21 protein-coding genes are annotated in these 22477 nt (G+C 66.3%); 15 read left to right on the forward strand and 6 right to left on the reverse strand.

Annotation, left to right across the window (positions count from 1 at the left end; translation table 11 throughout):
• Nucleotides 1–21 precede the first annotated feature (21 nt).
• The 5 genes from LQV39_RS08745 (at nucleotide 22) to LQV39_RS08765 (ending at nucleotide 6727) form a co-directional block, all read left to right on the forward strand.
• The gene (locus LQV39_RS08745; RefSeq protein ID WP_230023733.1) at nucleotides 22–1176 is read left to right on the forward strand and encodes an efflux RND transporter periplasmic adaptor subunit; all 1155 of its coding nucleotides are present in this window, start codon (nucleotides 22–24) and stop codon (nucleotides 1174–1176) included.
• Nucleotides 1173–4304: an efflux RND transporter permease subunit gene (locus tag LQV39_RS08750; protein WP_230023744.1), complete on the forward strand. Its 3132-nt coding sequence runs from the start codon at nucleotides 1173–1175 to the stop codon at nucleotides 4302–4304. Before LQV39_RS08745 ends, LQV39_RS08750 begins: the two co-directional genes overlap by 4 nt.
• A 292-nt stretch (nucleotides 4305–4596) precedes the next feature.
• Nucleotides 4597–5415 carry a hypothetical protein gene (locus tag LQV39_RS08755; RefSeq protein ID WP_230023757.1) on the forward strand — a complete coding sequence of 273 codons (819 nt, stop codon included), beginning with the start codon at nucleotides 4597–4599 and terminating at the stop codon, nucleotides 5413–5415.
• Nucleotides 5416–5487: 72 nt separating this feature from the next.
• Nucleotides 5488–5979: a MarR family winged helix-turn-helix transcriptional regulator gene (locus tag LQV39_RS08760; RefSeq protein WP_230023769.1), complete on the forward strand. Its 492-nt coding sequence runs from the start codon at nucleotides 5488–5490 to the stop codon at nucleotides 5977–5979.
• Nucleotides 5969–6727, forward strand: coding sequence for a class I SAM-dependent methyltransferase (locus tag LQV39_RS08765; protein ID WP_230023781.1), 759 nt, complete (start codon nucleotides 5969–5971; stop codon nucleotides 6725–6727). The genes LQV39_RS08760 and LQV39_RS08765 overlap by 11 nt, the downstream gene beginning before the upstream one ends.
• An 11-nt stretch (nucleotides 6728–6738) precedes the next feature.
• Here the strand turns inward: LQV39_RS08765 and hemB are convergent, their stop codons facing one another.
• A complete protein-coding gene (gene hemB, locus LQV39_RS08770) occupies nucleotides 6739–7752 on the reverse strand; it encodes a porphobilinogen synthase (protein ID WP_230023789.1) in 1014 nt (337 codons plus the stop codon).
• Nucleotides 7753–7771: 19 nt separating this feature from the next.
• Nucleotides 7772–8479, reverse strand: a complete 708-nt coding sequence (yihA, locus tag LQV39_RS08775) for a ribosome biogenesis GTP-binding protein YihA/YsxC (protein WP_230023808.1) — start codon at nucleotides 8477–8479, stop codon at nucleotides 7772–7774.
• Nucleotides 8480–8648: 169 nt separating this feature from the next.
• Between yihA and LQV39_RS08780 the strand changes: the two genes are divergently transcribed.
• From LQV39_RS08780 to LQV39_RS08815, 8 genes are all read left to right on the forward strand, one after another.
• Entirely contained in the window at nucleotides 8649–9332 is a 684-nt protein-coding gene (locus tag LQV39_RS08780) for a cytochrome c (protein ID WP_230023814.1), read from the forward strand.
• A 40-nt stretch (nucleotides 9333–9372) separates the two neighbouring features.
• The gene (locus LQV39_RS08785) at nucleotides 9373–11493 is read left to right on the forward strand and encodes a cytochrome c biogenesis protein ResB (RefSeq protein WP_230023821.1); all 2121 of its coding nucleotides are present in this window, start codon (nucleotides 9373–9375) and stop codon (nucleotides 11491–11493) included.
• A 25-nt stretch (nucleotides 11494–11518) separates the two neighbouring features.
• The gene (gene ccsB, locus LQV39_RS08790) at nucleotides 11519–12691 is read left to right on the forward strand and encodes a c-type cytochrome biogenesis protein CcsB (RefSeq protein WP_230023831.1); all 1173 of its coding nucleotides are present in this window, start codon (nucleotides 11519–11521) and stop codon (nucleotides 12689–12691) included.
• Between the two features lie 91 nt (nucleotides 12692–12782).
• Entirely contained in the window at nucleotides 12783–13763 is a 981-nt protein-coding gene (gene msrP, locus LQV39_RS08795; RefSeq protein WP_230023852.1) for a protein-methionine-sulfoxide reductase catalytic subunit MsrP, read from the forward strand.
• A gap of 10 nt (nucleotides 13764–13773) precedes the next feature.
• Nucleotides 13774–14430, forward strand: a complete 657-nt coding sequence (locus tag LQV39_RS08800; RefSeq protein ID WP_230023876.1) for a sulfite oxidase heme-binding subunit YedZ — start codon at nucleotides 13774–13776, stop codon at nucleotides 14428–14430.
• 1 nt (nucleotide 14431) lies between these two features.
• Nucleotides 14432–14620, forward strand: a complete 189-nt coding sequence (locus LQV39_RS08805; RefSeq protein ID WP_230023886.1) for a hypothetical protein — start codon at nucleotides 14432–14434, stop codon at nucleotides 14618–14620.
• Nucleotides 14621–14672: 52 nt separating this feature from the next.
• Nucleotides 14673–15881, forward strand: coding sequence for a b-glycosidase (locus LQV39_RS08810; RefSeq protein WP_230023898.1), 1209 nt, complete (start codon nucleotides 14673–14675; stop codon nucleotides 15879–15881).
• A 3-nt stretch (nucleotides 15882–15884) separates the two neighbouring features.
• Nucleotides 15885–16322, forward strand: coding sequence for a DoxX family protein (locus tag LQV39_RS08815; RefSeq protein ID WP_230023910.1), 438 nt, complete (start codon nucleotides 15885–15887; stop codon nucleotides 16320–16322).
• A 15-nt stretch (nucleotides 16323–16337) separates the two neighbouring features.
• On the opposite strand, the gene LQV39_RS08820 is transcribed toward LQV39_RS08815, so the two are convergent.
• Together LQV39_RS08820 and LQV39_RS08825 are read right to left on the reverse strand one after the other, a co-directional pair.
• Nucleotides 16338–17135, reverse strand: coding sequence for an NIPSNAP family protein (locus tag LQV39_RS08820; RefSeq protein ID WP_230023919.1), 798 nt, complete (start codon nucleotides 17133–17135; stop codon nucleotides 16338–16340).
• Entirely contained in the window at nucleotides 17132–17755 is a 624-nt protein-coding gene (locus tag LQV39_RS08825) for a LysE family translocator (RefSeq protein ID WP_230023931.1), read from the reverse strand. Before LQV39_RS08825 ends, LQV39_RS08820 begins: the two co-directional genes overlap by 4 nt.
• Before the next feature lie 57 nt (nucleotides 17756–17812).
• On the opposite strand from LQV39_RS08825, the gene LQV39_RS08830 reads away from it, so the two are divergent.
• Nucleotides 17813–18769 carry a YafY family protein gene (locus tag LQV39_RS08830; protein ID WP_230023940.1) on the forward strand — a complete coding sequence of 319 codons (957 nt, stop codon included), beginning with the start codon at nucleotides 17813–17815 and terminating at the stop codon, nucleotides 18767–18769.
• Here the strand turns inward: LQV39_RS08830 and LQV39_RS08835 are convergent.
• Nucleotides 18766–20634 carry a DUF4153 domain-containing protein gene (locus LQV39_RS08835; protein WP_230023947.1) on the reverse strand — a complete coding sequence of 623 codons (1869 nt, stop codon included), beginning with the start codon at nucleotides 20632–20634 and terminating at the stop codon, nucleotides 18766–18768. The genes LQV39_RS08830 and LQV39_RS08835 overlap by 4 nt on opposite strands.
• A gap of 124 nt (nucleotides 20635–20758) precedes the next feature.
• Between LQV39_RS08835 and LQV39_RS08840 the strand changes: the two genes are divergently transcribed.
• On the forward strand, nucleotides 20759–21070 hold the full coding sequence (locus LQV39_RS08840) for a hypothetical protein (protein WP_230023951.1): 312 nt from the start codon (nucleotides 20759–20761) through the stop codon (nucleotides 21068–21070).
• A gap of 130 nt (nucleotides 21071–21200) precedes the next feature.
• Here LQV39_RS08840 and lysA read toward each other — a convergent pair whose 3' ends face one another.
• Nucleotides 21201–22475, reverse strand: a complete 1275-nt coding sequence (lysA, locus tag LQV39_RS08845; RefSeq protein ID WP_230023963.1) for a diaminopimelate decarboxylase — start codon at nucleotides 22473–22475, stop codon at nucleotides 21201–21203.
• Nucleotides 22476–22477: the final 2 nt, after the last annotated feature.

A 22477-nucleotide genomic window follows, 5' to 3' on the forward strand; every position in this document is an offset into this window, starting at 1 on the left:
ATAGGCGGCACAGGGAGTGGAATGAAAAAGCATCATCTCGGCGCCATCGCCGCCGCCGTCATCGTCATTGCCGGCGCGACCGGCTGCAGCCAGGAAAAAGAAGGCGCGAACGCCGGTGCCGCCGGCGCCAAGGGCAAGGGCGGCCAGCCGCCGGCCGTCGTCAATGTAGTGGCGCCGCAACGCCGCGACGTGCCGGTGGTCCAGCAGGCCAACGGCACCGTCACGCCGATCCGCACCGTCGACCTGCACCCGCAGACCACGGCCACCATCCGCCAGGTCCACATCAAGGAAGGCCAGTTCGTGAAGGCCGGCGAGCTGCTGTTCTCGCTCGACGACCGCGCCGACCGCGCCAACCAGGACAAGGCCCAGGCCCAGGTCGAACGCGACCGCGCGCAGGTGGCCGACCTCGAGCGCCAGCTCAAGCGCAGCCAGGAGCTGGTGGCCCAGAAGTTCATCGCCCAGAGCGCCGTGGACACGCTGAAGGCCCAGGTCGACCAGGCCAGGGCCACCTTGCAGGCCGATACCGCGGCGGCGCGCGCGGCCGGCGTCAGCACCAGCTATACCTCCATCCGTGCGCCGATGTCCGGCCGCGTCGGCGGCATCGCGGTCTACCCGGGCAGCCTGGTGCAGCCGGCGACTTCGCTCACCACCATCACCCAGCTCGACCCGATCACGATCGCCTTCACGCTGCCGGAGTCGAGCCTGCCCGGCCTGCTGGCGGCGCAAAAGCGCGGCAAGATCGAGGTCGAGGCAAGCCCGGGCGCCGGCATGGCGCCGGTCACCGGCACCCTCAGCTTCATCGACAACACCGTCGACCCGGCCGCCGGCACCATCAAGGTCAAGGCCGAATTCGCCAACCGCGACACCACGCTGTGGCCGGGCCAGTACGTCGGCACGAAAGTGACGGTGCAGACCATCAAGGACGCCGTGGTGGTGCCGCAGAACGCGATCATCACGAATGCCCAGGGCACTTTCGTCTACGTGCTGAATCCTGACCATTCGGCAAAACAAGTGCCGGTGCAGCGCCTGTACGGCGCCGGCACCGATGCCGCGGTCAGCGGCCTGACCGGCAGCGAGCAGATCATCACCGAGGGCAAGCAGAACGTCCGCCCGGGTAACAAGGTGCGCCTGGCGTCCGACATGGACAAGGGCGGCAAAAAAGGTGGTCCCGCATGAGTCTCTCGGAACTTTGTATCCGCCGGCCGATCATGGTCGTGCTGCTGTCGATCAGCCTGATCCTGGTCGGCGTGCTGGCCTACATGCACATCCCGGTCGCCGCGCTGCCCAGCTATAACACCCCGGTCATCAACGTCAACGCCAACCTGTCGGGCGCGAGCCCGGAGATCATGGCCTCGTCGGTGGCGCTGCCGCTCGAGAAGCAGTTCTCGACCATCGCCGGCATCAACCTGATCACCTCGACCAGCACCCAGGGCAACACCTCGCTGACGCTGGAATTCGATTCCTCGATCGACGTCAACAAGGCGGCGGTCGACGTCCAGGCCGCGCTCCTGGGCGCCCAGCGCCAGCTGCCGCAGGAAATGACGGACCTGCCGTCCTACCGCAAGGTCAACCCGGCCGACGCGCCGGTGCTGTTCATGACCATGACCTCGCCGTCGATGAATTTGTCGGAGCTGAACGACTACGCCGAGAACCTGGTGTCGCCGGCCATCTCGACCCTGCCGGGCGTGGCCCAGGTGTCGGTCAACGGCGGCAAGAAGTTCGCGGTGCGCGTGCGCGCCAAGACCGACCTGATGAACGCGCGTAACCTGACGATGGACGAGCTGGCGGCTTCGCTGCGCACGGCCAACTCGAACGCCGCGCTCGGTATCCTGGACGGCCCGCAGCAGACGCTCACCATCCAGGGCCCGCCGCAGATGATGAAAGCGGCCGACTTCTCCGAGCTGATCGTCGCCGTCCGCGACGGCCAGCCGGTGCGCCTGAAGGACGTCGCCACCGTCGAGGACAGCTACCAGTCGACCAAGGCCTATGGTTCCTACAACGGCGAGCGTTCGATCGTGCTGCTGGTGCAGCGCCAGCCGGACGCCAACACCGTCGCCGTGGTCGACCACGTGCGCCACCTGCTGCCGCGCTTCCAGTCGCAGCTGCCGGCCTCGATCAAGATCAACCTGGTCAACGACCGCTCGAAGTCGATCCGCGAAGCGATCCACGACGTGAATTTCACGCTGGCGCTGACCGTCGGCCTGGTGGTGCTGGTGATCTTCCTGTTCCTGCACCGCGTGTCGGCGACCTTCATCCCGGCCATCACGATGCCGATCTCGCTGCTGGGCGCGCTCAGCCTGCTGTACGCCTTCGGCTACAGCCTCGACAACATCTCGCTGCTCGGCATCACGCTGGCGGTGGGCCTGGTGGTCGACGACGCGATCGTGGTGCTGGAGAACATCGTGCGCCACATCGAAATGGGCAAGAAGCCGCTGCGCGCCTCGCTGGAAGGCGCGCGCGAGATGGGCTTCACCATCATCTCGATCTCGGTCTCGCTGGTGGCGGTGTTCATTCCGATCTTCTTCATGCCGGGCGTGATCGGCCTGCTGTTCCACGAATTCGCGGTGATCGTCGGCCTGGCGATCCTGGTGTCGGCGATCGTCTCGCTGACCCTGGTGCCGATGCTGTCCTCGCGCCTGCTGCCGGAGCACGGCCACGGCCCCGACGAAGAAAAGAGCTTCATCGGCCGCCACTTCGAGCGCGGCTTCGCCAAGGTTCGCAACGCCTACGCGAAAACGCTCGACGTGGCGCTCAAGTTCCGCTTCGTGGTGCTCCTGATCGCCTTCGGCACCTTCGCGCTGACGGTGCTGCTGTACACGACCATCCCGAAAGGCTTCTTCCCGGAAGAAGACATCGGCCAGCTGCGTGTGTCCACCGAGGCCGCCGAAGACATCTCGTCGTCCGCCATGCAGGCGCTGCACGCCCGCGTCGCGGCCATCGTCCAGGCCGATCCGGCGGTGCAGGACACGACCGCCTTCTCGGGCGGCGGCAACAATGGCCGCATGTTCGTGGTGCTGAAACCGCGCGACCAGCGCGACAAGATGCCGCAGGTGATGGAGCGCCTGCGCAAGGCCACCCGCGGGGTCGCCGGCGTCAACGTCTACATGTCGCCGGTGCAGAACCTGCAGCTGGGCGGCCGCCAGTCCAAGAGCCGCTACCAGTACACACTGCAGAGCGTGTCGGGCGGCGACATCAGCCACTGGGCCAACGAGTTCCAGGAGCGGATGCGCAACAACCCGCTGTTCCGCGACGTCACCAGCGACACCCAGGAGAAGGGCCTGCAGGCCACCCTCGACATCGACCGCGACAAGGCCAACCTGCTGGGCGTCCAGTTGGGCGACGTGCGCACTGCGCTGTACGCCGCCTTCGGCGAGCGCCAGGTCTCGACGATCTATTCGACCGCGGCCAGCTACTATGTGATCCTGGAGACGGCCACCGAAGACCGCCAGTTCGAGGACGCGCTGTCGCGCCTGTCCGTGCGCAGCAAGACCGGCCAGCTGGTGCAGCTGTCCAGCCTCGCCACCGTCAAGCGCACGGTCGGCCCGATCGCCGTCAACCACCAGGGCCAGCTGCAGGCGATCACGCTGTCCTTCAACCTGGCGCCGGATGCGCCGCTGGGCGACGCCACCGCGGCGATCGAGCAGATGGGCCGCGACATGAAGCTGCCGGCCGCGATCATCACCAAGTACGGCGGCGACGCGGCGGTCTTCCAGGATTCGCAGTCGAGCCAGCTGATCCTGATCATCGCGGCGGTGGGCGTGATCTACGTGCTGCTGGGTGTGCTCTACGAGAGCTTCATCCACCCGATCACCATCCTGGCCGGCCTGCCGTCGGCGGCCGTGGGCGCGCTGCTGACCCTGCGCCTGTTCAACATGGACCTGACGATGATCGCCATGATCGGCATCCTGATGCTGATCGGTATCGTCAAGAAGAACGCGATCATGATGATCGACTTCGCCCTGGACGCCCAGCGCAACCAGGGGATGAGCCCGGAGCAGGCGATCCGCGAAGCTTGCATCCTGCGCTTCCGTCCGATCCTGATGACGACCCTGGCTGCGCTGATGGGCGCGCTGCCGATCGCACTCGGCCTGGGCGCCGGCGCAGAGCTGCGCCAGCCGCTGGGCCTGGCAGTGTGCGGCGGCCTGATCTTCTCGCAGGTCATCACGCTGTACATCACCCCGGTCATTTACCTGTACCTCGACCGGTACAGCGGCAAGGGGCCGATGACGGATGAACACCTGGCGGCGCTGGAAACTCAGCATCATCATGAGGCGCCGAAGGTCGTCCTGACCAAGGCCGCTTGATCCGGTGCGTGGGCTCGGGGTGCCCACCCTACGACACGGTAGGGTGGGCACCACCCGTTGTCGCGTCACGGATACATTCTGTAACAACCATCAATTCCGGCAGCTTGTAAGCTGTTAGCGAAGGTCCAACAAACATGTGCGGCTTACCCAAAACAGGTTAGACTGCGGCCCTCGGACCATTCTTTGCTACTTCCCGGAAAGTTGTTCAACCATCTTGCGTGACCATTCCCACATCCATTCGGAGGACAGCGATGTCTGCGCACATTGCGGCCAGCCGCTGCCCGGACGGACAGTGGTCACTTACGGACAACGGAAGCCGAACCGTACCGGCCTGATCGTCACGGTCGGCCTGCACCTGCTGCTGGTGGCGGTCTACCTGTTCCAGCCCAAGACCGAGAAGCATGCGCCGCCCAAGGCCGGCGAAGCCGTCGTCTGGCTGCCGCCTTTAAAACCGAACAAACCGACCCCGCAAGCCGCCGAGCCGGCGCCGAAGCAGACCCCGTCGAAAGCGCCGGCCATGCCGAAGTTCACGCAGCCGAAGATCATCGTGCCGCGCCTGCCGGACACGATCACGCTGCCGAACGAGAAGCCGGTCGAGCAGCCCAAGCCGCAGCCGAAGGAAGAGACCAGGCTGCAGCCGGACGAAACCGACATGGCGGCCTTCATCGAAAAGCGCCGCCAGGCGCGCGGCGCCCGCAGCGAGCAGCCGGCCGAGGAAAGCGACGCCCAGCGCGGCATGCGCAACGCCCTCGCCAACATCGCCGCCATCAACGGCCGCGGCGGCCAGGATCCGAACGAGACCGGCGGCGTGTTCAGCGTCACCAATAAAACCTTCAGCCATGCCGACGTCAAGTTCCGCGGCTGGAATCCGAACTTCAAGCGGCGCTGGCTGACCACGGCCTCGGTCGACCGCGGCAGCGAGCCGGACATCGAGACCGCCATCGTCAAGAAGATGATCGAGCTGATCCGCAAGGAAAAGAACGGCGACTTCGAATGGGATTCGCACCGCCTGAACAAGGTCGTGACCCTGTCGGCAAGACCGGCGGACACGAAGGAACTGATGGACTTCCTGTACAAGGAAATGTTCCCGGACTATAAGCCGCCGAAATGAGCAAAGCCGCGCGTCATGCGCGGTTTTTTTTGCGCGTTGAATTTACATTAGCGCTAATGTATTATGGGGCGCATGGACTTCAAACAGGATCCGGGCCTCGGCGAACTGCTCCGCTATGTAGGCGAGCTGGTGGAGCAGGGCGCCGACGAGCACTACCGCGCGATGAGCCTGAGCTACCGGGCGCGCTACACCCCCGTGCTGCGCGCCTTGCACGCCGGCGCGCAGACGGTGACCGCGATTACCGAGCGCACCCGCCTGACCCAGGGCGCGATCAGCCAGACCGTCGCCCTCCTCGAAAACGGCGGACTGATTGCGCGCCATGCCCTCGAGGATGGGCGCAAGAGCGGTATCCGCCTCACCGCCGCCGGGCGCACCCTGGTCGGCAAGCTCGAACGGCACTGGGTGGCGACCTTCGCCGCCATCGACAGGCTCGAGGCGGAACTCGGCTACCCCTTGCGGCAGGTTTTGGAAGCGGCGGCCGAAGCCCTGGAGCGTGAAGGATTTTCAGCCCGTGTCACTGCGGCGAAAGCCGAAATGGAAAGGAAACATTTGCATGCCGACTGATACGCAAACCGCACGCAACTGGTTCGACCAGGGCGGCCGCGCCTACGCCCGCTTCCGGCCGGAATACCCCCGCCAGCTCGCCACGCGCCTGGCCTCGATGGCGCCGGATAACAGGCTGGCCGTCGACGTCGGTTGCGGCAACGGCCAGCTGACCCAGCTTCTCGCGCCTTGCTTCGACAAGGTCGTCGGGCTCGACCCGAGCGCCGACCAGATCGCCAACGCGGTCCCGAACGAACGCATCGATTACCGCTGCGCGCCGGCCGAGCAGCTTCCACTGCCCGACGCGAGCGCCAGCCTGATTACCGCAGCCCAGGCTGCGCACTGGTTCGACCTGCCGGCCTTTTATAAGGAAGTGCGCAGGATCGCCGTGCCGGGCGCCATCCTGGCGCTGGTCAGCTACGGCGTGCTCGAGCTCGAACCGGCGCTCGATGCGCGCTTCCAGGCATTTTATTGGGAAGAGATCGGGCCGTACTGGCCGCCGGAACGCAAGCTGGTCGATAACGGCTACGCGACGATCGAGTTTCCGTTCGAAGAACTGGCGCCGCCCGCGCTGGCGATCCGCCTCGACTGGCACCTGTCCGAATTCCTCGGCTATCTGACGACCTGGTCCGCGGTGCGCAGCGCCAGGGAAGCGGGGCGGGAAGAACTGCTGATGGCATTCGCGAACGACCTCGCGGCGCTGTGGGGCGACCCGAATCGCAGGCGCCCCGTGTCCTGGCCGATCGCCATGCGGATCGGCAGGATCTGATTACATAAAACTCAGGCCATCGCCTTCAGGCGGCGCGCCACGTCCAACGCAAAATAAGTCAGCACGCCATCGGCGCCGGCGCGCTTGAAGGACATCATGGTCTCGAGCAGGACCTTGTCCGGGTCCAGCCAGCCGTTCTGGAAAGCGGCCTGCAGCATCGCGTATTCGCCGCTGACCTGGTAGGCAAAGGTCGGCACCTTGAACTCGTCCTTTACGCGGCGCACCACGTCCAGGTAGGGCATGCCGGGCTTGACCATCACCATGTCGGCGCCCTCGGCGATGTCCAGCGCCACTTCGCGCAGGGCTTCGTCGCTGTTGGCCGGGTCCATCTGGTAGGTGTTCTTGTCGGCCTTGCCCAGGTTGGCGCTGGAGCCCACCGCTTCGCGGAAGGGACCGTAGTAGCCGGAGGCATACTTGGCCGAGTAGGCCATGATGCGCGCGTGGATGAATTCCTTCTCTTCCAGCGCCATGCGGATCGCGCCGATGCGGCCGTCCATCATGTCCGACGGGGCGATGATGTCGACGCCGGCCTCGGCCTGGGCCAGGGCCTGGCGGGTCAGCATCGCGATGGTCTTCTCGTTGACGATGTAGCCGTTCTCGTCCGGCAGGCCGTCCTGGCCGTGGGTCGTGTAGGGATCGAGCGCGACGTCGGTCATGATGCCCAGCTGCGGGAAGTTGCGCTTGAGCTCTTTCACTGCGCGCGGCACCAGGCCGGCAGGATTGGTGGCTTCGACGCCGTCATAAGTCTTCAGCGACTGGTCGACCACCGGGAACAGCGCCATCACCGGAATGCCGAGGTTCACGCATTCTTCGGCCACCTTCATCAGCAGGTCCACCGAGACCCGTTCCACGCCCGGCATCGAGGCCACCTGCTGGCGCTGGTTCTGGCCGTCGAGGATGAAGACCGGATAGATCAGGTCCGACGAGGTGACGGTATTTTCGCGCATCAGGGCGCGCGAGAACGGGTCGCGGCGCATGCGGCGCATGCGGACGGCAGGGTACTGGGATGGCGTGATGATAGTCATGTCGGTCCTCGGAAAATAATCAGAGTGAATCGTCCTGCGGGGCGGCGCTATCGTCTTCTTCGTCGTCTTCGAGACCCAGCAGTTCGATGATCTTGTCGTTCGCTTCGTCGATGCCGACGCGCTTCAGGGCCGAGAACAGCTGCACGGTGAAGGGGAAGCCATTGCCTTCCTCGTCCACGTAGCTGTCCAGCACCTGGCGCGCCTGGCGCAGGGCATTGGTCGATTCGTTGCGGTTCAGCTTGTCGACCTTGGTCAGGATGCAGTGGATCGGCTTGCCGGTCGGGGCGAACCATTCCAGCATCTGGATGTCCAGTTCGGTGAACGGGCGGCGCGAATCCATGATCAGGACCAGGGCCGCCAGTTGCTCGCGGCGCTGCACGTAGTCGCCCAGCAGCCGCTGCCAGTGCAGCTTGGCGTCGCCCGACACTTCCGCATAGCCGTAGCCGGGCAGGTCGACCAGCAGGGCGCGGATCTCGTCGACGTTCGTCGGGTCCTTGCGGTGCATCGCGATGTGCGCGCCGCCGATCGAGAAGAAGTTGATGTGCTGGGTGCGGCCGGGCGTCTTGGACGCGAAGGCGAGACCCTTCTGGTTGGTCAGGATGTTGATCGCCGTCGACTTGCCCGCATTGGAGCGTCCGGCGAAGGCGATTTCCGGCGCCTGCGTGCGCGGCAGGTCGCGCAGCTGGTTGACGGTCGTGAAAAAACGGGCTTGCCAGAGTTTGGACATGGGAGAGTATGCGGAAAGTGAAGCGAAAAAGGCAACGAAAAAGGCGGTTCGGAAACAAAGCTATTGTACAATAGGGAGTTACCTGTCGTTTGTAAGTCGATCGGCAGGACACGAGCATGGCCGCTGCACTGTAACTGCAAGAATATTTCTACTTTTTCAGGGTGCTTGAATGAATCGTGTGTTTTTCCCGGCCGCTGGCGCGGCAATCGTAAAGTCTTTGCTGCTCGCGACCCTGGCGTTTGCCGGTAGCGCCTCCGCCGCCGATGCGGCCCATGGCGCAGCGGCCCCGAAAGCCGACCCCGCCAAGGGCGGTTCCCTGTACGACACCGGCGACAACGCACGCGGCCTGCCGGCCTGCGCATCCTGCCACGGCGCCGGCGGCAACTCCACCATCGTCGCCAATCCCAAGCTTTCCGGCCAGGTCGACACCTACATCCACAAGCAGCTGGTCGACTTCACGACCCCGAACCGCCAGCAGCCGGTGATGACCACCTACGCCAAGATGCTGAGCGACGAAGAAAAGACGAATATCGCCGCCTGGCTCGCCACCCAGCAGCCGAAGCAGGGCGCGGCGAAGAACAAGGACACGGTCGAACTGGGCCGCAAGATCTATCGCGGCGGCATCGCCGACCGCGGCGTGGCCGCCTGCGCCAGCTGCCACGGCGCCACCGGTTCGGGCATCCCGGCCCAGTACCCGCGCCTGGCCGGCCAGCACCAGGACTACACCATCAACCAGCTGCAGGCCTTCAAGAGCGGCGCGCGCAACAACAGCCCACAGATGGGCGCGCTTGCAAAGCGCATGTCGGACGAGGAAATGAAAGCCGTCGCCGACTACATCGCCGGCCTGAAGTAAGCAGAAGCAACCCGGGCGCCTGGCGCCCGCCAGGAATTCGATGAGCACCACCGGAATTGAACTGAAGACGCGCCGCCGCGCATTGGCCGAGGCGGTCGAACTGGTGTCGTCGATGCGCTTCGCGATCGCCCTGCTGGTCATGCTGGCGATCGCCGCCATCATCGGCACCATCATGCAGCAGAACAAGGCCGAACCGGACTATATCAACCAGTTCGGCCCGTTCTGGTTCGAGATCTTCCGTAAACTCGGCCTGTACGCGGTCTACAGCGCCTGGTGGTTCCTGTTGATCCTGGCCATCCTGATCGTCTCCACCAGCCTGTGCATCGCGCGCAACGCGCCCAAGATGCTGCGCGACATGCGCAGCTGGCGCGAGAACGTGCGCGAGGAATCGCTGCGCAACTTCCATCACAAGACCGAGTGGACCGCGGACGGCAGCGCGGTGGCGCTGGCCAGCCAGACCGCCCAGCGCCTCGGCAATGCCGGCTACCGGGTAAAAATGGTCGACAAGCCGAACGGGGTGCTGGTGGCGGCCAAGAAGGGCGCCGCCAACAAGTTCGGCTACATCTTCGCGCACTCGGCGATCGTCATCATCCTGCTGGGCGGCCTGCTCGATTCCGACCTGCCCATCCGCTTTCAACAATGGTTTATGGGCAAGACGCCCTACATGGGCGCCGGCCTGATCTCGGCCATCCCGCCGCAGCACCGCCTCGGCCTGGGCAATCCCAGCTACCGCGGCAACACCATGATCCCGGAAGGGCAGAACAGCAGCACCGCCATCCTGCAGCAGGCGAACGGCGTGCTGATCCAGGAACTGCCGTTCACGATCCACCTGAACAAGTTCATCGTCGACTTCTACTCGACCGGCATGCCCAAGCTGTTCGCCAGCGAGGTCACGATCCGCGACCACGAGACCGGCAAGACCTTCCCGGCCAGCATCAAGGTCAACCAGCCGCTGATCTACCGCGGCGTGGCGGTCTACCAGTCCGGCATCGAGGACGGCGGCAGCAAGCTGAAGCTGACCGGCTATCCGATGAGCGGCGCGTCCGACAAGGCTTTCAATATCGAGGGCGAAGTCGGCAATGCGACCGAGCTGAAGCACGGCGACGACCCCTACACCGTCGAGTGGTCGGGCTTCCGCGCCTTCAACGTCGAGAACACGAAAGAGGGTCAGGGCCAGGACGTGCGCGACGTCAAGAAGGGCGAGTCGCTGGAGGCGCAGCTGGCGCGCACCCTGTCGCAGCACACCGGCTCGGCGGCCAAGAACGCCAACAACAAGGATCTGAAAAACGTTGGCCCCAGCGTGCAATACAAGCTGCGCGACAAGACCGGCCAGGCGCGCGAATTCATGAACTACATGCAGCCGGTGACGCTCGAAGGGGCAGAGGTTTACCTGGCCGGCGTGCGCAGCAATCCGGGCGACCCCTTCAGCTTCCTGCGCATTCCCGCCGACGACCAGCACGGCGTGCGCGAATGGATGCGCCTGCGCGCCGCGCTGGCCGACCCGGCCTTGCGCGAGGAAGCCGCGCGCCGCTATGCCGAGCGCGCCATGCCGCAGGCCAAGGAAGACGCCACGCTGGCGCGCCAGCTACAGGAATCGGCGGCCAAGACCCTGGCGATCTTCGCGGGCGAGGGCAGCAATGGCAAAGGCGGCGGTTACCTGGCGGTCTCGCAATTCCTCGAGCGGATTCCGCCGGCGGAACAGGAAAAGGCGGCGAATGTGTTCATGAAGATGCTCAACGGCGCGATGTGGGAGCTGTGGCAGGCTGCCCATGCGCGCGCGGGCGAAGCGCCGGTCGAGCCGACCGAGGCGCACGGCCGCTTCCTGCAGCTGGCGACGAATGCGCTGTCGGACAGTTTCTTCTACGGCGCGCCGGTCTATCTGTCGCTCGAAGACTTTACGGAAGTAAAGGCCTCGGTGCTGCAGGTGACGCGCTCGCCGGGCAAGAAAGTGGTTTACCTGGGCTGCCTGCTGCTGGTGCTGGGCATCTTCTCGATGTTCTACATCCGCGAGCGCCGCATCTGGGTGTGGGTGAAGGAACAGGGCGGTGATGCACATGCGATTATGGCGATGAGCACCCAGCGCAAGACGCTCGACTTCGAGCGCGAGTTCGACGATTTGAAGACCAGGCTGCCGCAATCCGCGCAAATCGGCGTAAGCTAGGCCTGGAACACAAGAGAGAGAATCTATGTCTCAAGCAACGCATACCCCCGGCACCTCCTCGCAGGCGGTGTATACCCAGCCGCCCGGCTTCTTCAAGCGCCTCACCGCCATCGACTGGCTGTTCGGCGCCGGCCTGCTGGCCGCCAGCCTGTTCGCGCTGCAGCGCTACGGCAGCTTCATGGACGTCTACGAACAGGCGATCCTGGTGCTGGCCGCGCCCACCTTTGCCCTTCTCGGCTGGCACTGGAAGCCGGTACGCTGGCTGATCCCGCTGATCGCGGTGCTGTCGCTGTTGGCGGTCTCGCTGTACGGCGGCGCGCTCGATGCCGCCAACCAGAAATTCTTCCTCAAATACATGCTGTCGAGCCAGTCCGCGATCCTGTGGATGAGCGCGATGTTCGTGTTTTCGACCGTGTTCTACTGGGGCGGCCTGATCGCCAGGTCGCCGTTCGGCGCCAGCGTCGGCTCGACCCTGTGCTGGGCCGCCGTGGTGCTGGGCTTCACCGGCATGATGGTGCGCTGGTACGAGTCCTACCTGATCGGCAGCGACGTCGGCCACATTCCGGTATCGAACCTGTACGAAGTCTTCATCCTGTTCTCGATGATCACCGCGCTGTTCTACCTGTACTACGAACAGCGCTACGCCACCCGCCAGCTGGGCCCGTTCGTGCTGCTGGTGATCTCGGCCGCGGTTGGCTTCCTGCTGTGGTACACGGTGGCGCGCGACGCCGCCGAGATCCAGCCGCTGGTGCCGGCCCTGCAGAGCTGGTGGATGAAGATCCACGTGCCGGCCAACTTCATCGGCTACGGCACCTTTGCGCTGGCCGCCATGGTCGGCTGCGCCTACCTGCTGAAGTCGCACGGCATCCTGGCCGACCGCCTGCCTGCGCTGGAAGTGCTGGACGACGTGATGTACAAGGCCATCTCGGTCGGCTTCGCTTTCTTCACGGTGGCGACCATCCTGGGCGCGCTGTGGGCTGCCGAGGCCTGGGGCGGCTACTGGTCCTGGGACCCGAAGGAAACCTGGGCCCTGATCGTCTGGCTGAACTATGCGGCCTGGCTGCACATGCGCCTGATGTCCGGCCTGCGCGGCCGCGTCGCCGCCTGGTGGGCGCTGATCGGCCTGCTGGTCACCACCTTCGCCTTCCTGGGCGTGAACATGTTCCTGTCGGGGTTGCACAGCTACGGCAAGCTCTGACGCCTTGCCTGCGCGGCTGAATCCCGCCAAATAGTGTAAGGTTGATATGTCGGGCGCAAGTGTGCGCCCGGCATGCTTTGCGGGAGCCGCCATGCTTTTCAAACGTAACCCGAACGGACTCGATCTGCCGTTCCCATCCGAAATCACACCGCGCGAGGTCTATGAAGGCCGGCGCAAGTTCATTGCCCAGATCGCGGCCACCGCCGCGGCCGGCTCCTCGCTGTGGGAGCTCGCCAATCGCGAAGCCTTCGCCCAGGGCACGCCGGCCGCAAAGCTGGCTGCGGCCCGCAACGCCGGCCTGTCGACCACGGAAAAGCAGACCTCCTTCGAAGACGCGACCCACTACAACAACTACTACGAATTCGGTACGGATAAATCCGACCCGGCTCAGAACGCGCACACGCTGCGCACGCGGCCGTGGACCGTGCGGATCGAGGGCGAAGTCAAGAAGCCGCTGACCCTCGACATCGACCAGCTGACCAGGCTGGCGCCGCTGGAAGAGCGCATCTACCGCCTGCGCTGTGTCGAGGGCTGGTCGATGGTGATCCCCTGGGTCGGCTACTCGCTGGCCAACCTGATCAGGCAGGTCGAGCCGCTAGGGTCTGCCAAGTACGTGGAATTCACGACCCTGGCCGACAAGCGCCAGATGCCGGGCGTGGGCAGCCGCGTGCTGGAATGGCCCTATGTGGAAGGCTTGCGCATGGACGAAGCCATGCATCCGCTGACCCTGCTCACGGTGGGCATGTACGGCCAGGTGCTGCCGAACCAGAACGGCGCCCCGGTGCGCATCGTCGTGCCCTGGAAATACGGCTTCAAGTCGGCCAAGTCGCTGGTGCGCATCCGCTTCGTGAAAGACCAGCCGCGCACCGCCTGGAACGGCATTGCCCCCGAGGAATACGGCTTCTATTCGAACGTGAACCCGAACGTCGACCACCCGCGCTGGTCGCAGGCCACCGAGCGCCGCATCGGCGAAGGCGGCTTCTTCGCGCCCAAGCGCAAGACCCTGATGTTCAACGGCTACGACCAGGTCGCTTCCCTGTATAGTGGGATGGACCTGAAGAAGTACTTCTGAGCGAGGCCCGATGACAAAGAACGCGCCAGTACGACCGGGCATCAGCCCATCGCCGAAGCAGCTCGCCGCCATCAAGAGCCTGCTGTTCGTGCTGGCGCTGCTGCCGTTTGCGCGCATCGTCTGGCTGATCGTCCAGCAGGTGCCCGTCGAGCCGGTCGAATTCGTCACCCACGGCACCGGCGACTGGGCACTCTATTTGCTGTGCGCCACCCTCGCGATCACGCCGCTGCGCCGCCTGACCGGCTGGAACTGGCTGATCCGCCTGCGGCGCATGCTGGGCCTGTACGTCTTCTTCTACGCCCTGATGCACTTCCTGACCTTCCTCTGGGCCGACCACCAGTTCGATGTCGGCGCCATGTGGAAGGACGTGCTCAAGCGGCCTTTCATCACGGTCGGCTTCATCGCCTTCGTCCTGCTGCTGCCGCTGGCCGCCACCAGCACCAACGCCATGATCAAGCGCCTCGGCCGGCGCTGGGCCCAGCTGCACCGCCTGATCTACGTGATCGCGCCGCTGGCCATCCTGCATTACTGGTGGATGAAAGCGGGCAAGCACAACTTCGAGCAGCCCATCGTCTGGGGCACGGTCGTCGCCGTGCTGCTCGGCCTGCGCGTATACTGGAGCTGGAGCCGGTCGCGCAGTCCCGCCACGTCCCGATCGGTCACCTAGCATGATGAAGGGACCGTCCGTCATCGGCCTGCTGCTGGTACTCGCCCTGGTGCTGGTGCTGGCGGTGTCGCGCTTCCGCACCGGTTCCTCGGTCGAGCGCTGCATGGTGCTGGATGGACGCTGGAACGAGCAGGCCGCCGCCTGCGCGCGCCAGGCCTGGCCGGAAGACCGCTCGCGCGAGCGGGAATGACCGAAAGGGGAGTCGGGTGGCACAGCGTCCGGGGATCTTTCCAACATTCTTTTTGTCCGGCTTCGAATGCTCGACCTTCCTGTGGGGCGAGGGCGTGCGCCGCAACCTGGTCGCGGAAACCGGGCATGACCGCCACGCCGCCGAGGATTACCGGCAGCTGAGCCGCCTGGGCATCGCCGTGGCCCGCGAAGGTATCCCGTGGCCGACGGTGGACAAGGACGGCAGCTACGACTTTTCGCACGTCGATCCCTTCATCGAGGCCATGAATGCATCGAAAGTCATCCCGATCTGGGACCTTTGCCACTACGGTTATCCGGACGATCTCGATCCCTTTTCCGACGAATTCGTCGACCGCTTCGCCAGGTATTGCCGCGCCGCCGCCGAATACGTCGTGCCGAAAGTCCGCGGCCCGCACTTCTTCACGCCCATCAACGAGATCACCTTCTTCTCCTTCTGCGCCGGCGAATGGGGCTGGGCCGCGCCCTACCACTGCCGCCGCGAAGACCGCATGCGCCTGCGGCTGGCGCTGTGCCGCGCCGCGATCGCCGGCGTGAAGGCGATCCGCGAAGTCGATCCGGAGGCGCGCATGGTGCACGTCGATCCGCTGGTGCGGGTGGTGGCCCCGCGCGACCGCCCGGACCAGATCGAGGCCGCCCACCACGAGACCTGCGTCGACACCTTCATGGCCTGGGACATCATCGCCGGACGCGAGCACCCGGAATTCGGCGGCGCGCCGGAGATCCTGGATATCGTCGGCGCCAATGTGTATTCCTTCGGCCAGATGGAATACCGCGAGCACGGCCCGCACGCCCCGCTGCCGCCCGGCGACGACCGCATCGCCCCCTTGTGCGACATGCTGGAAATGGCCTGGCAGCGCTACCACCGGCCGATGATCATCGGCGAAACCAGCGGCCTCGGCCAGGGACGCGACAGCTGGCTCCGGGACGTGATGCAGGAATCGCTGGCGGCCGTGGACCGCGGCATCGACCTGCAGGGCATCTGCCTGTTCCCCGCGGTCGACATGCCGGACTGGCATACGGGCGAGTGGGTGCACAACGGCATCTGCGACCTGTGCGAGGAAAACGGCGATTTGAAACGGGTGCCGGATGAGGAATACATCGCCGAATTGCGGCGTTGGCAAAAGGAGCTGAACCGGGTGACGGAGCTGGACGTGGATCCGTTCAGCGACCCGGTGGAGCTGCAGGATGTGATCGATGCGGCCAAAAGGCTCAAGATGCGGCCGGATAAGGATTGGTGTTGATTCATGCTGAATAAATGGTTCGAAGCAACGCCGGGCAATGCCGGCCAGGGGCTGGCCATCGTGAGGATCGGCGTCGCCCTGATCATCCTCATGCATCCCCTGCATGGCTACTTCCACTATGCCGATGTCGCGCCTGGCTTCGGCGGCTACCTCAGCAGCCTGGGCTATCCAATGGGAGGCGCACTGGCCTGGCTGGTGCTGCTCCTGCAGACGCTATGCAGCGTGGCGCTCATCGCCGGCCGCGCCGTCGTTCCTGCCTGCCTCGGCCACATCGTCATCGTCAGCTTCGGCATCGTCCATTTCCATCGCCCGCATGGCTGGTATGTCACCGGCCCGGGCGAACATGGCATGGAGTGGGGATTCATCCTGCTGGCCTGCCTGTTCGGCGTCCTGTGGGGCCATTGGCCACGCAGGCAGGCCGTCGACACCCGGCCTGCCTAGGCAAAGGCTGGTCTTTCAGCGCACCAGCGAACGCCCGGTCGGCTCCAACAACAAGGTCTCCGGCGCCCGCGCCATCTCCGCAGCATGCGCGGCCAGCACACCGCGCCAGCTTTCATCCGCCGCCAGCGCCCGCTGCTGCCTGACATAGGCATCTGCATCGTCGAAGGCGGCAAAGCTCACGAACACGTATTCCTTCTCGCGCACCGGCAAACGCGCGAAGGTGTTCCGGCTTTTCTCCGACACATACTGCGCGAGGATGCGCGCGCCGCTTCGTTCCAGCAGCGGCGCCATGTCGCGCCTGAAGGCAGCGGCGAAGCCGGGCAGGGTATCTGCCCGCAGATAGTGGATGGTGGCCACCACCAGCCGGCCGCCGGCGCTTGCACCCAGGGCGGGCCGCGCAAGGCCATCGAGCACGAAGCCGCTGCCGGCAAAGGCGGGCTTCAGCAGCAGCACGTTGTCGTTGTCCTCCAGCGTGGCATTGGCCCGCTCGCGGTTCGCCTGCCATACGGGCCCGTAATAAAAAGCGGTGAGGGCCTCGTGGCGCGCCTGCATGTCCGTAAACCCGCGCACCCAGACGAAGCGGTTCGGGCCGGCCAGGTCGCGGAAGGTGGCGGCGATGCGCATGCCGACGGCTTCCTGGCTTTCGACGAAGCGTTCCTCGAACAGCGAGATGAGCTCGTCGCGCTTGCCGGGATACATGGTGTACTGGCGCAGTTCGACGACCGGACAGCAGTCGCTTGCGAGGGCCGCGGTGACGGGCGACATGGACAGCGCGCAGGCCAGCGCGGCGCCGTTCAGCAGACGGCGGCTCATGCCTGCCACCCCTGGACGACAGTAAGCACGCCGGTGCCGACCAGCAGCATGCCGACTGCACGCGTGGCCAGGCCGCTGGCCCCGAGCGAGCCGCCGGCGCGCTGCGCCAGCAGGGCCACGCCGCCATACACGCCGGCCTGGGTGCCGGCCGTGATCAGGCCGAGCGCCGTGGCCTGGGCCCAGATCGGCCCCTGCGCCGGTTTCAGGAATTGCGGGAACACCGCCAGCATGAACACATAGGCCTTGGGATTGAGCAGGCAGGTCAGCATCCCTTTCAGGAATACCGAGGCCGGCGGCCGCGCTGGCGCATCCAGGCGCACCTTGAGCGTGGTCGCGCCCGCGCGCGTCAGCTGCCAGCCGATCCAGGCGATGTAGGCTGCGCCGGCGACCAGCAGCAGGTTGAAGAGCGCTGGCCAGAGGCGCACGATGGCCGCCACGCCGAGCGCGCCCATCGCGATGTGGCAGATGCCGCCGGCGACGATGCCCGCCACCGCGGCCAGGCCCGCGCCGCGGCCGCCGGTCAGCGCATTGGCCAGCACATAGGCCATGTCGAGCCCGGGCAGGGCGATGATGCCGAATACAAGGACAAAATACAGCCACAGCGTTGCAGTTGCGTTCACGTCGGTCTCCATGGTCAAAATGGCAGCGTAAGCGCTATATAGGTCATAATCGGTCCTATGTACCGACCGACCACCCGCGTCCTCGCCTTGCTGGAGCTGCTGCAGACCCATGGCCGAATGAGCGGCGCCGAGCTGGCGCCGCGCCTGGGCGTGGACCGCCGCACCCTGCGGCGCTACATCGGCAAGCTGGAAGACATCGGCATTCCGATCACGGCCGAGCGCGGGCCGGCGGGCGGTTACGCCCTGATGCCGGGTTTCAAACTGCCGCCGATGATGTTCACCGAGGACGAGACCCTGGCGCTTTCGCTCGGCCTGCTCGCCGCGCGCGGACTGGGCCTGGCCGAGGCGGCGCCGGCGGTGGCCAGCGCCCAGGCCAAGCTGGAGCGCGTGATGCCGGATGGCCTGAAGCGGCGCGTGCGCGCGGTCGACGAGACGGTGAAACTGGACGCGGCGCGCACGATTGCGCCGGACAACAACCAGGCGCTGGTGGCGCTGACCGGCGCCGCCCAGGCTTGCCGCCAGGTGCTGCTGCGCTACCGGGACCAGCGCGGCGACGTATCGCTGCGCCGCTTCGATCCCTACGGCCTGGCCCTGCGCCACGGGCGCTGGTACGCGGCCGGCATGTGCCATCTGCGGCAGGCGCTGCGCACCTTCCGGCTGGACAGGGTGGTCGAGGTGGAGCCGCTGGCGGAGCAGTTCGAGCGCCCGCCAGGCTTCGATACGATGGCCCATGTGGTGCAGGCGGTGGCCACCCTGCCGCGCGCGATCACGATCGAGGTGCTGCTGAAAACCGATGCGGCCTCGGTACGGGCCCACCTGTTCGCCGAGGCCGGGGTGCTCGAGGAAACCGCGGAGGGCGTGGTGCTCCATGCCCAGTCCGACGAGCTGGACTGGTTCGCGCGCCAGCTGGCCGGCATGCCCTTCGATTTCGAGATCCGCCAGCCGCCCGAACTGCACGCAGCCGTCGGGGACTGCATACGTCGCTTACTACGCTGTAGCCAAAGCGCCGCTTAGCGCTTGCGGGAGATGCAGCCGTAGCCAGGCGCCACCGGCTGCAAGCGCGCACGCGCGCCGCCGATCTCGATGTCGGCCAGGGCCGGCGGCGCGGTCGCGACCTTGCCGGCCGCCAGAGCCTCGCGCAAGGCCTGGCAATCGACCCGCGGCAGCATCACGCGGGCCAGCGCGGTCCACTGTCCCTGGGCGTCCTCGGCCAGCACGACGGTATTCGGCACGGCGCCGGCGACTTCGTTGCGGGTGCTGAGGAAGACTTCCGGCTTGCCGTCGCCGTTCACGTCCAGCTGGAAGGCATCGCAGTGCTTGCCCGGCTCGCGCAGGCAATCCGGATACAGGAAGGGATCGTCCTTCAGCGCCCAGTCGGTGCGCAGGAAGCTGTCGGGCAGCCGCGCGCCGGGCTGGCGCAGGAGCAGGTTCGCACCCAGGTCGGCCGGCTGCGCCGCCGGCGCAATGCGGTTCCAGCGGCTTTTCATGTTGCGCACGATGGCGATCCGGCGCCGCACCAGCGCCGCCTGCGCTCCAGCGGCCTCGCGCTCGATGCGGTCCAGCGCGGCGCGCCCGTAGCGTTCGCCGTCGAAGCGCAGGAAGGCGAAGTCGAAGCGCTCCGCCTGCACCTTGCCGGACGCCAGGCGCGCGGCCTGGCTGGACACCGAGACCCGGGCCGGATCGAGCAAAGGCGAAAACAGGAGCACCAACAGGCCGAGCACGACGAAGGCGGTACCGGTATTCACCGACGCCAGCGCGGGTAGCCAGCCGGGACGCAGGGCGGCGCGGAAATAGCCGGCCGCATAGCAGGCGGCGACCAGCATGCAGGCCGCGGCGCTGACCCGGTCGCCGGTCCAGCCGTAGTCGCGCACGCGCAGGCTCAGGGCGTACACGGCGATGAGGACGAGCGGCGCCAGCAGCAGGCTTGCTGCGCGCGCGGCCACCCGCACCACGCGCGCGACCGCCTTGCCGTCCTCGCCGTTCTGCCAGGCCGCATTGATCAGCACGACCAGGCCGGCGGCGGCGACCAGCAGCACCGCCGCCGCACGGCGGGTCGCCCACAGCGGCTCCAGGCCCGTGAAGGGCAGGGCCAGCAGGAAGCCGCCGACCAGCAGCACGATCACGGGCAGCAGCCAGGACAGCAGCACCAGCAGCAGGCTGCGGATGCCGCGCACGATGGCCGGGCGCACGTCGGTCAGGTGCATTGCACAGGAGAACGCGAAGGCGGTGACGGGAATCGCGAACCATTCCTCACGGATCAGTTCGGTAAGAAAAGTCAGCTTCACCAGTTCGAACAGCTGCGAGCCCAGGGCCAGCACCAGCCAGGTCACGCCGGTGAACAGGCCGCTGAAGGCCAGCTGCACGCCGTGCTTCCAGGCGATGTCGAAATAGGTGGCGTAGGCGGCGATGCGGCGCTTGTCGCGCACGGCGGCCAGCACCAGGGTGTGGGCGATGAAGAAGCCGGCCATGGCGAAGGACACCAGCGGCGGCGAGGGATACAGGGAGCGGTAGATGCCGGACGAGGGCGGGAAGGGACCATCCTGCCTGGTCGGCGGCAAGGGCAGGTCGGCCACGCGCCAGGCGTCGTAGCAGCCGAGGCCGGCCAGCAGCAGCAGGGCGGCGCCGCCCCACAGGAGCAACTGCCGGCGCGGCATGTGGCCCAGGCCCGACACCAGGATCACGGGCACGATCAGGGCTGCCAGCACCAGCGGCACGAACAGCAGCGAAACGGTGGCAGGCCAGGCCTGCTCCTTGCCGGCGCGGTAGAGCAGGTAGAGCAGCAGGCCCTGCACCAGGCCGACCAGGATGCGCCGGCTGCCGACCCCGGGCAGGCTCAGCGCGGGCAGGGATGGGCTGTCGGAAGGATCGAGTGCTTGCATGGGCTGCCTTCGAAAAAGGATCGGACTAGCTTAGCACTCATGCAAGCGCGCAGAAAAGTAAATGCGATTGCAATCGGCGACTCCTCGCCTAGAATCAAAGCAGGCGGCAGATGAGGACGTCGACATGGAACTTTACAGACAAGGCGCGGCGAAACGCCTGATTCTTTCGCTGGCTGCAGGCGGACTCCTTGCGGGCTGCGTGTACGCACCGCCGCCGTATGCGGCCTACGACGGGGCGCCGGTGTCCAGCGCCCCCTATTATTACGGCCCTTACGCCTACGGTTACCCGACCTATGTCGGACCGCCGTTGTCGCTCAGCTTCGGCTACTACGAGCACCGCTACCGCGGCGGTGGCTACGGCCATTACGGCGGACGCGGCTGGCGTGGCGGACATGGCTGGGGCGGCGGACGCGGTCACCGCGGCGGGCGGCGCTGATGCTGCTGGTGTCGGCGGACGGCAAGGCCGAGATCCGGATGCTGGACGAGCAGGGCAAGGTCAGCAAGTCGATCACGCCCGGCTCGAAAGATTGACCTTGGGTCCCCGCCTGCGCGGGGACGACGTGGTTTTACTTGACGACCGATTCCAGCTCGAACAGCTCGGCCGGATTCTCGCGGCGGCGGATCAGGTGGACCTTGTCGCCGTCGACCAGCACCTCGGCGGCGCGGCCGCGGGTGTTGTAGTTGGAGGCCATCGTGAAGCCGTAGGCGCCGCCGGTCATCATGGCCAGCAGGTCGCCCGGTTCCACCGTCAGGTCGCGGTCGCGCGCCAGCCAGTCGCCGGATTCGCAGATCGGGCCCACCAGGTCGTATTTCACGGTGGCGCCTTCGCGCTGCTGCACCGGCTTGACGTCCATCCAGGCCTGGTACAGGGCCGGGCGCGCCATGTCGTTCATCGCCGCGTCGACCACGCAGAAATTCTTTTCCTCGCCCGGCTTCAGGAACTCCACCGACATCAGCAGCACGCCGGTGTTGCCGACGATCGAGCGGCCCGGTTCGAAGATCACCTTGATCGGCTTGCCCTCGTACTTCTCGGCGCGCCAGGCGTCCACGCGCGCGAACACGCGCGACACGTAGTCGCCGATCGCCACCGGGGCGTGGTCGCCGGTGCCGTAGTCGATGCCCAGGCCGCCGCCGACGTCCAGATGGTGCAGCAGGATGCCCTCGGCCGCCAGGGTGTCGATCAACTCGATCAGTTTGTCCAGGGCTTCGAGCAGCGGGGCGTCGTCCAGCAGCTGCGAGCCAATGTGGCAGTCGATGCCGACCACGTCCAGATGCGGCAGGGCGGCGGCGTTGCGGTAGGTGGCCAGGGCGTCCGAGAAGGCCACGCCGAACTTGCTGGCCTTCAGGCCGGTGGCGATGTAGGGATGGGTCTTCGGGTCGACGTTCGGGTTCACGCGCAGCGACACCGGCGCGCGCTTGCCGAGGCGGCCGGCCACGTCGTTGATGCGGTGCAGTTCCGGGATCGACTCGACGTTGAAGCAGAGGATGCCCTTCTCCAGCGCCAGCTCGATCTCGGCCACGGTCTTGCCCACGCCCGAGAAGATCACCTTGCCGGGGTCGCCGCCGGCGGCGATCACGCGCAGCAGTTCGCCGCCCGAGACGATGTCGAAGCCCGCGCCTTCGCGCGCCAGGATGTCGAGGATGGCCAGGTTCGAGTTGGCCTTCATCGCATAGCAGACCAGGGCGTCACGTCCCTGGCTGGGCTTTGCATAGCCGCGGAAGTTCTGCAGCAGCTGGGCCTTCGAATAGACGTAGGTCGGGCTGCCGAACTGCCGGGCGATGGCGGGCAGGGGAACGCTTTCGGCGTGCAGGACGCCGTCTTGGTACGAGAAATGCGACATGA

It is taken from the genome of Massilia sp. Bi118 (assembly GCF_918697865.1).
GTDB lineage: Bacteria > Pseudomonadota > Gammaproteobacteria > Burkholderiales > Burkholderiaceae_D > Telluria.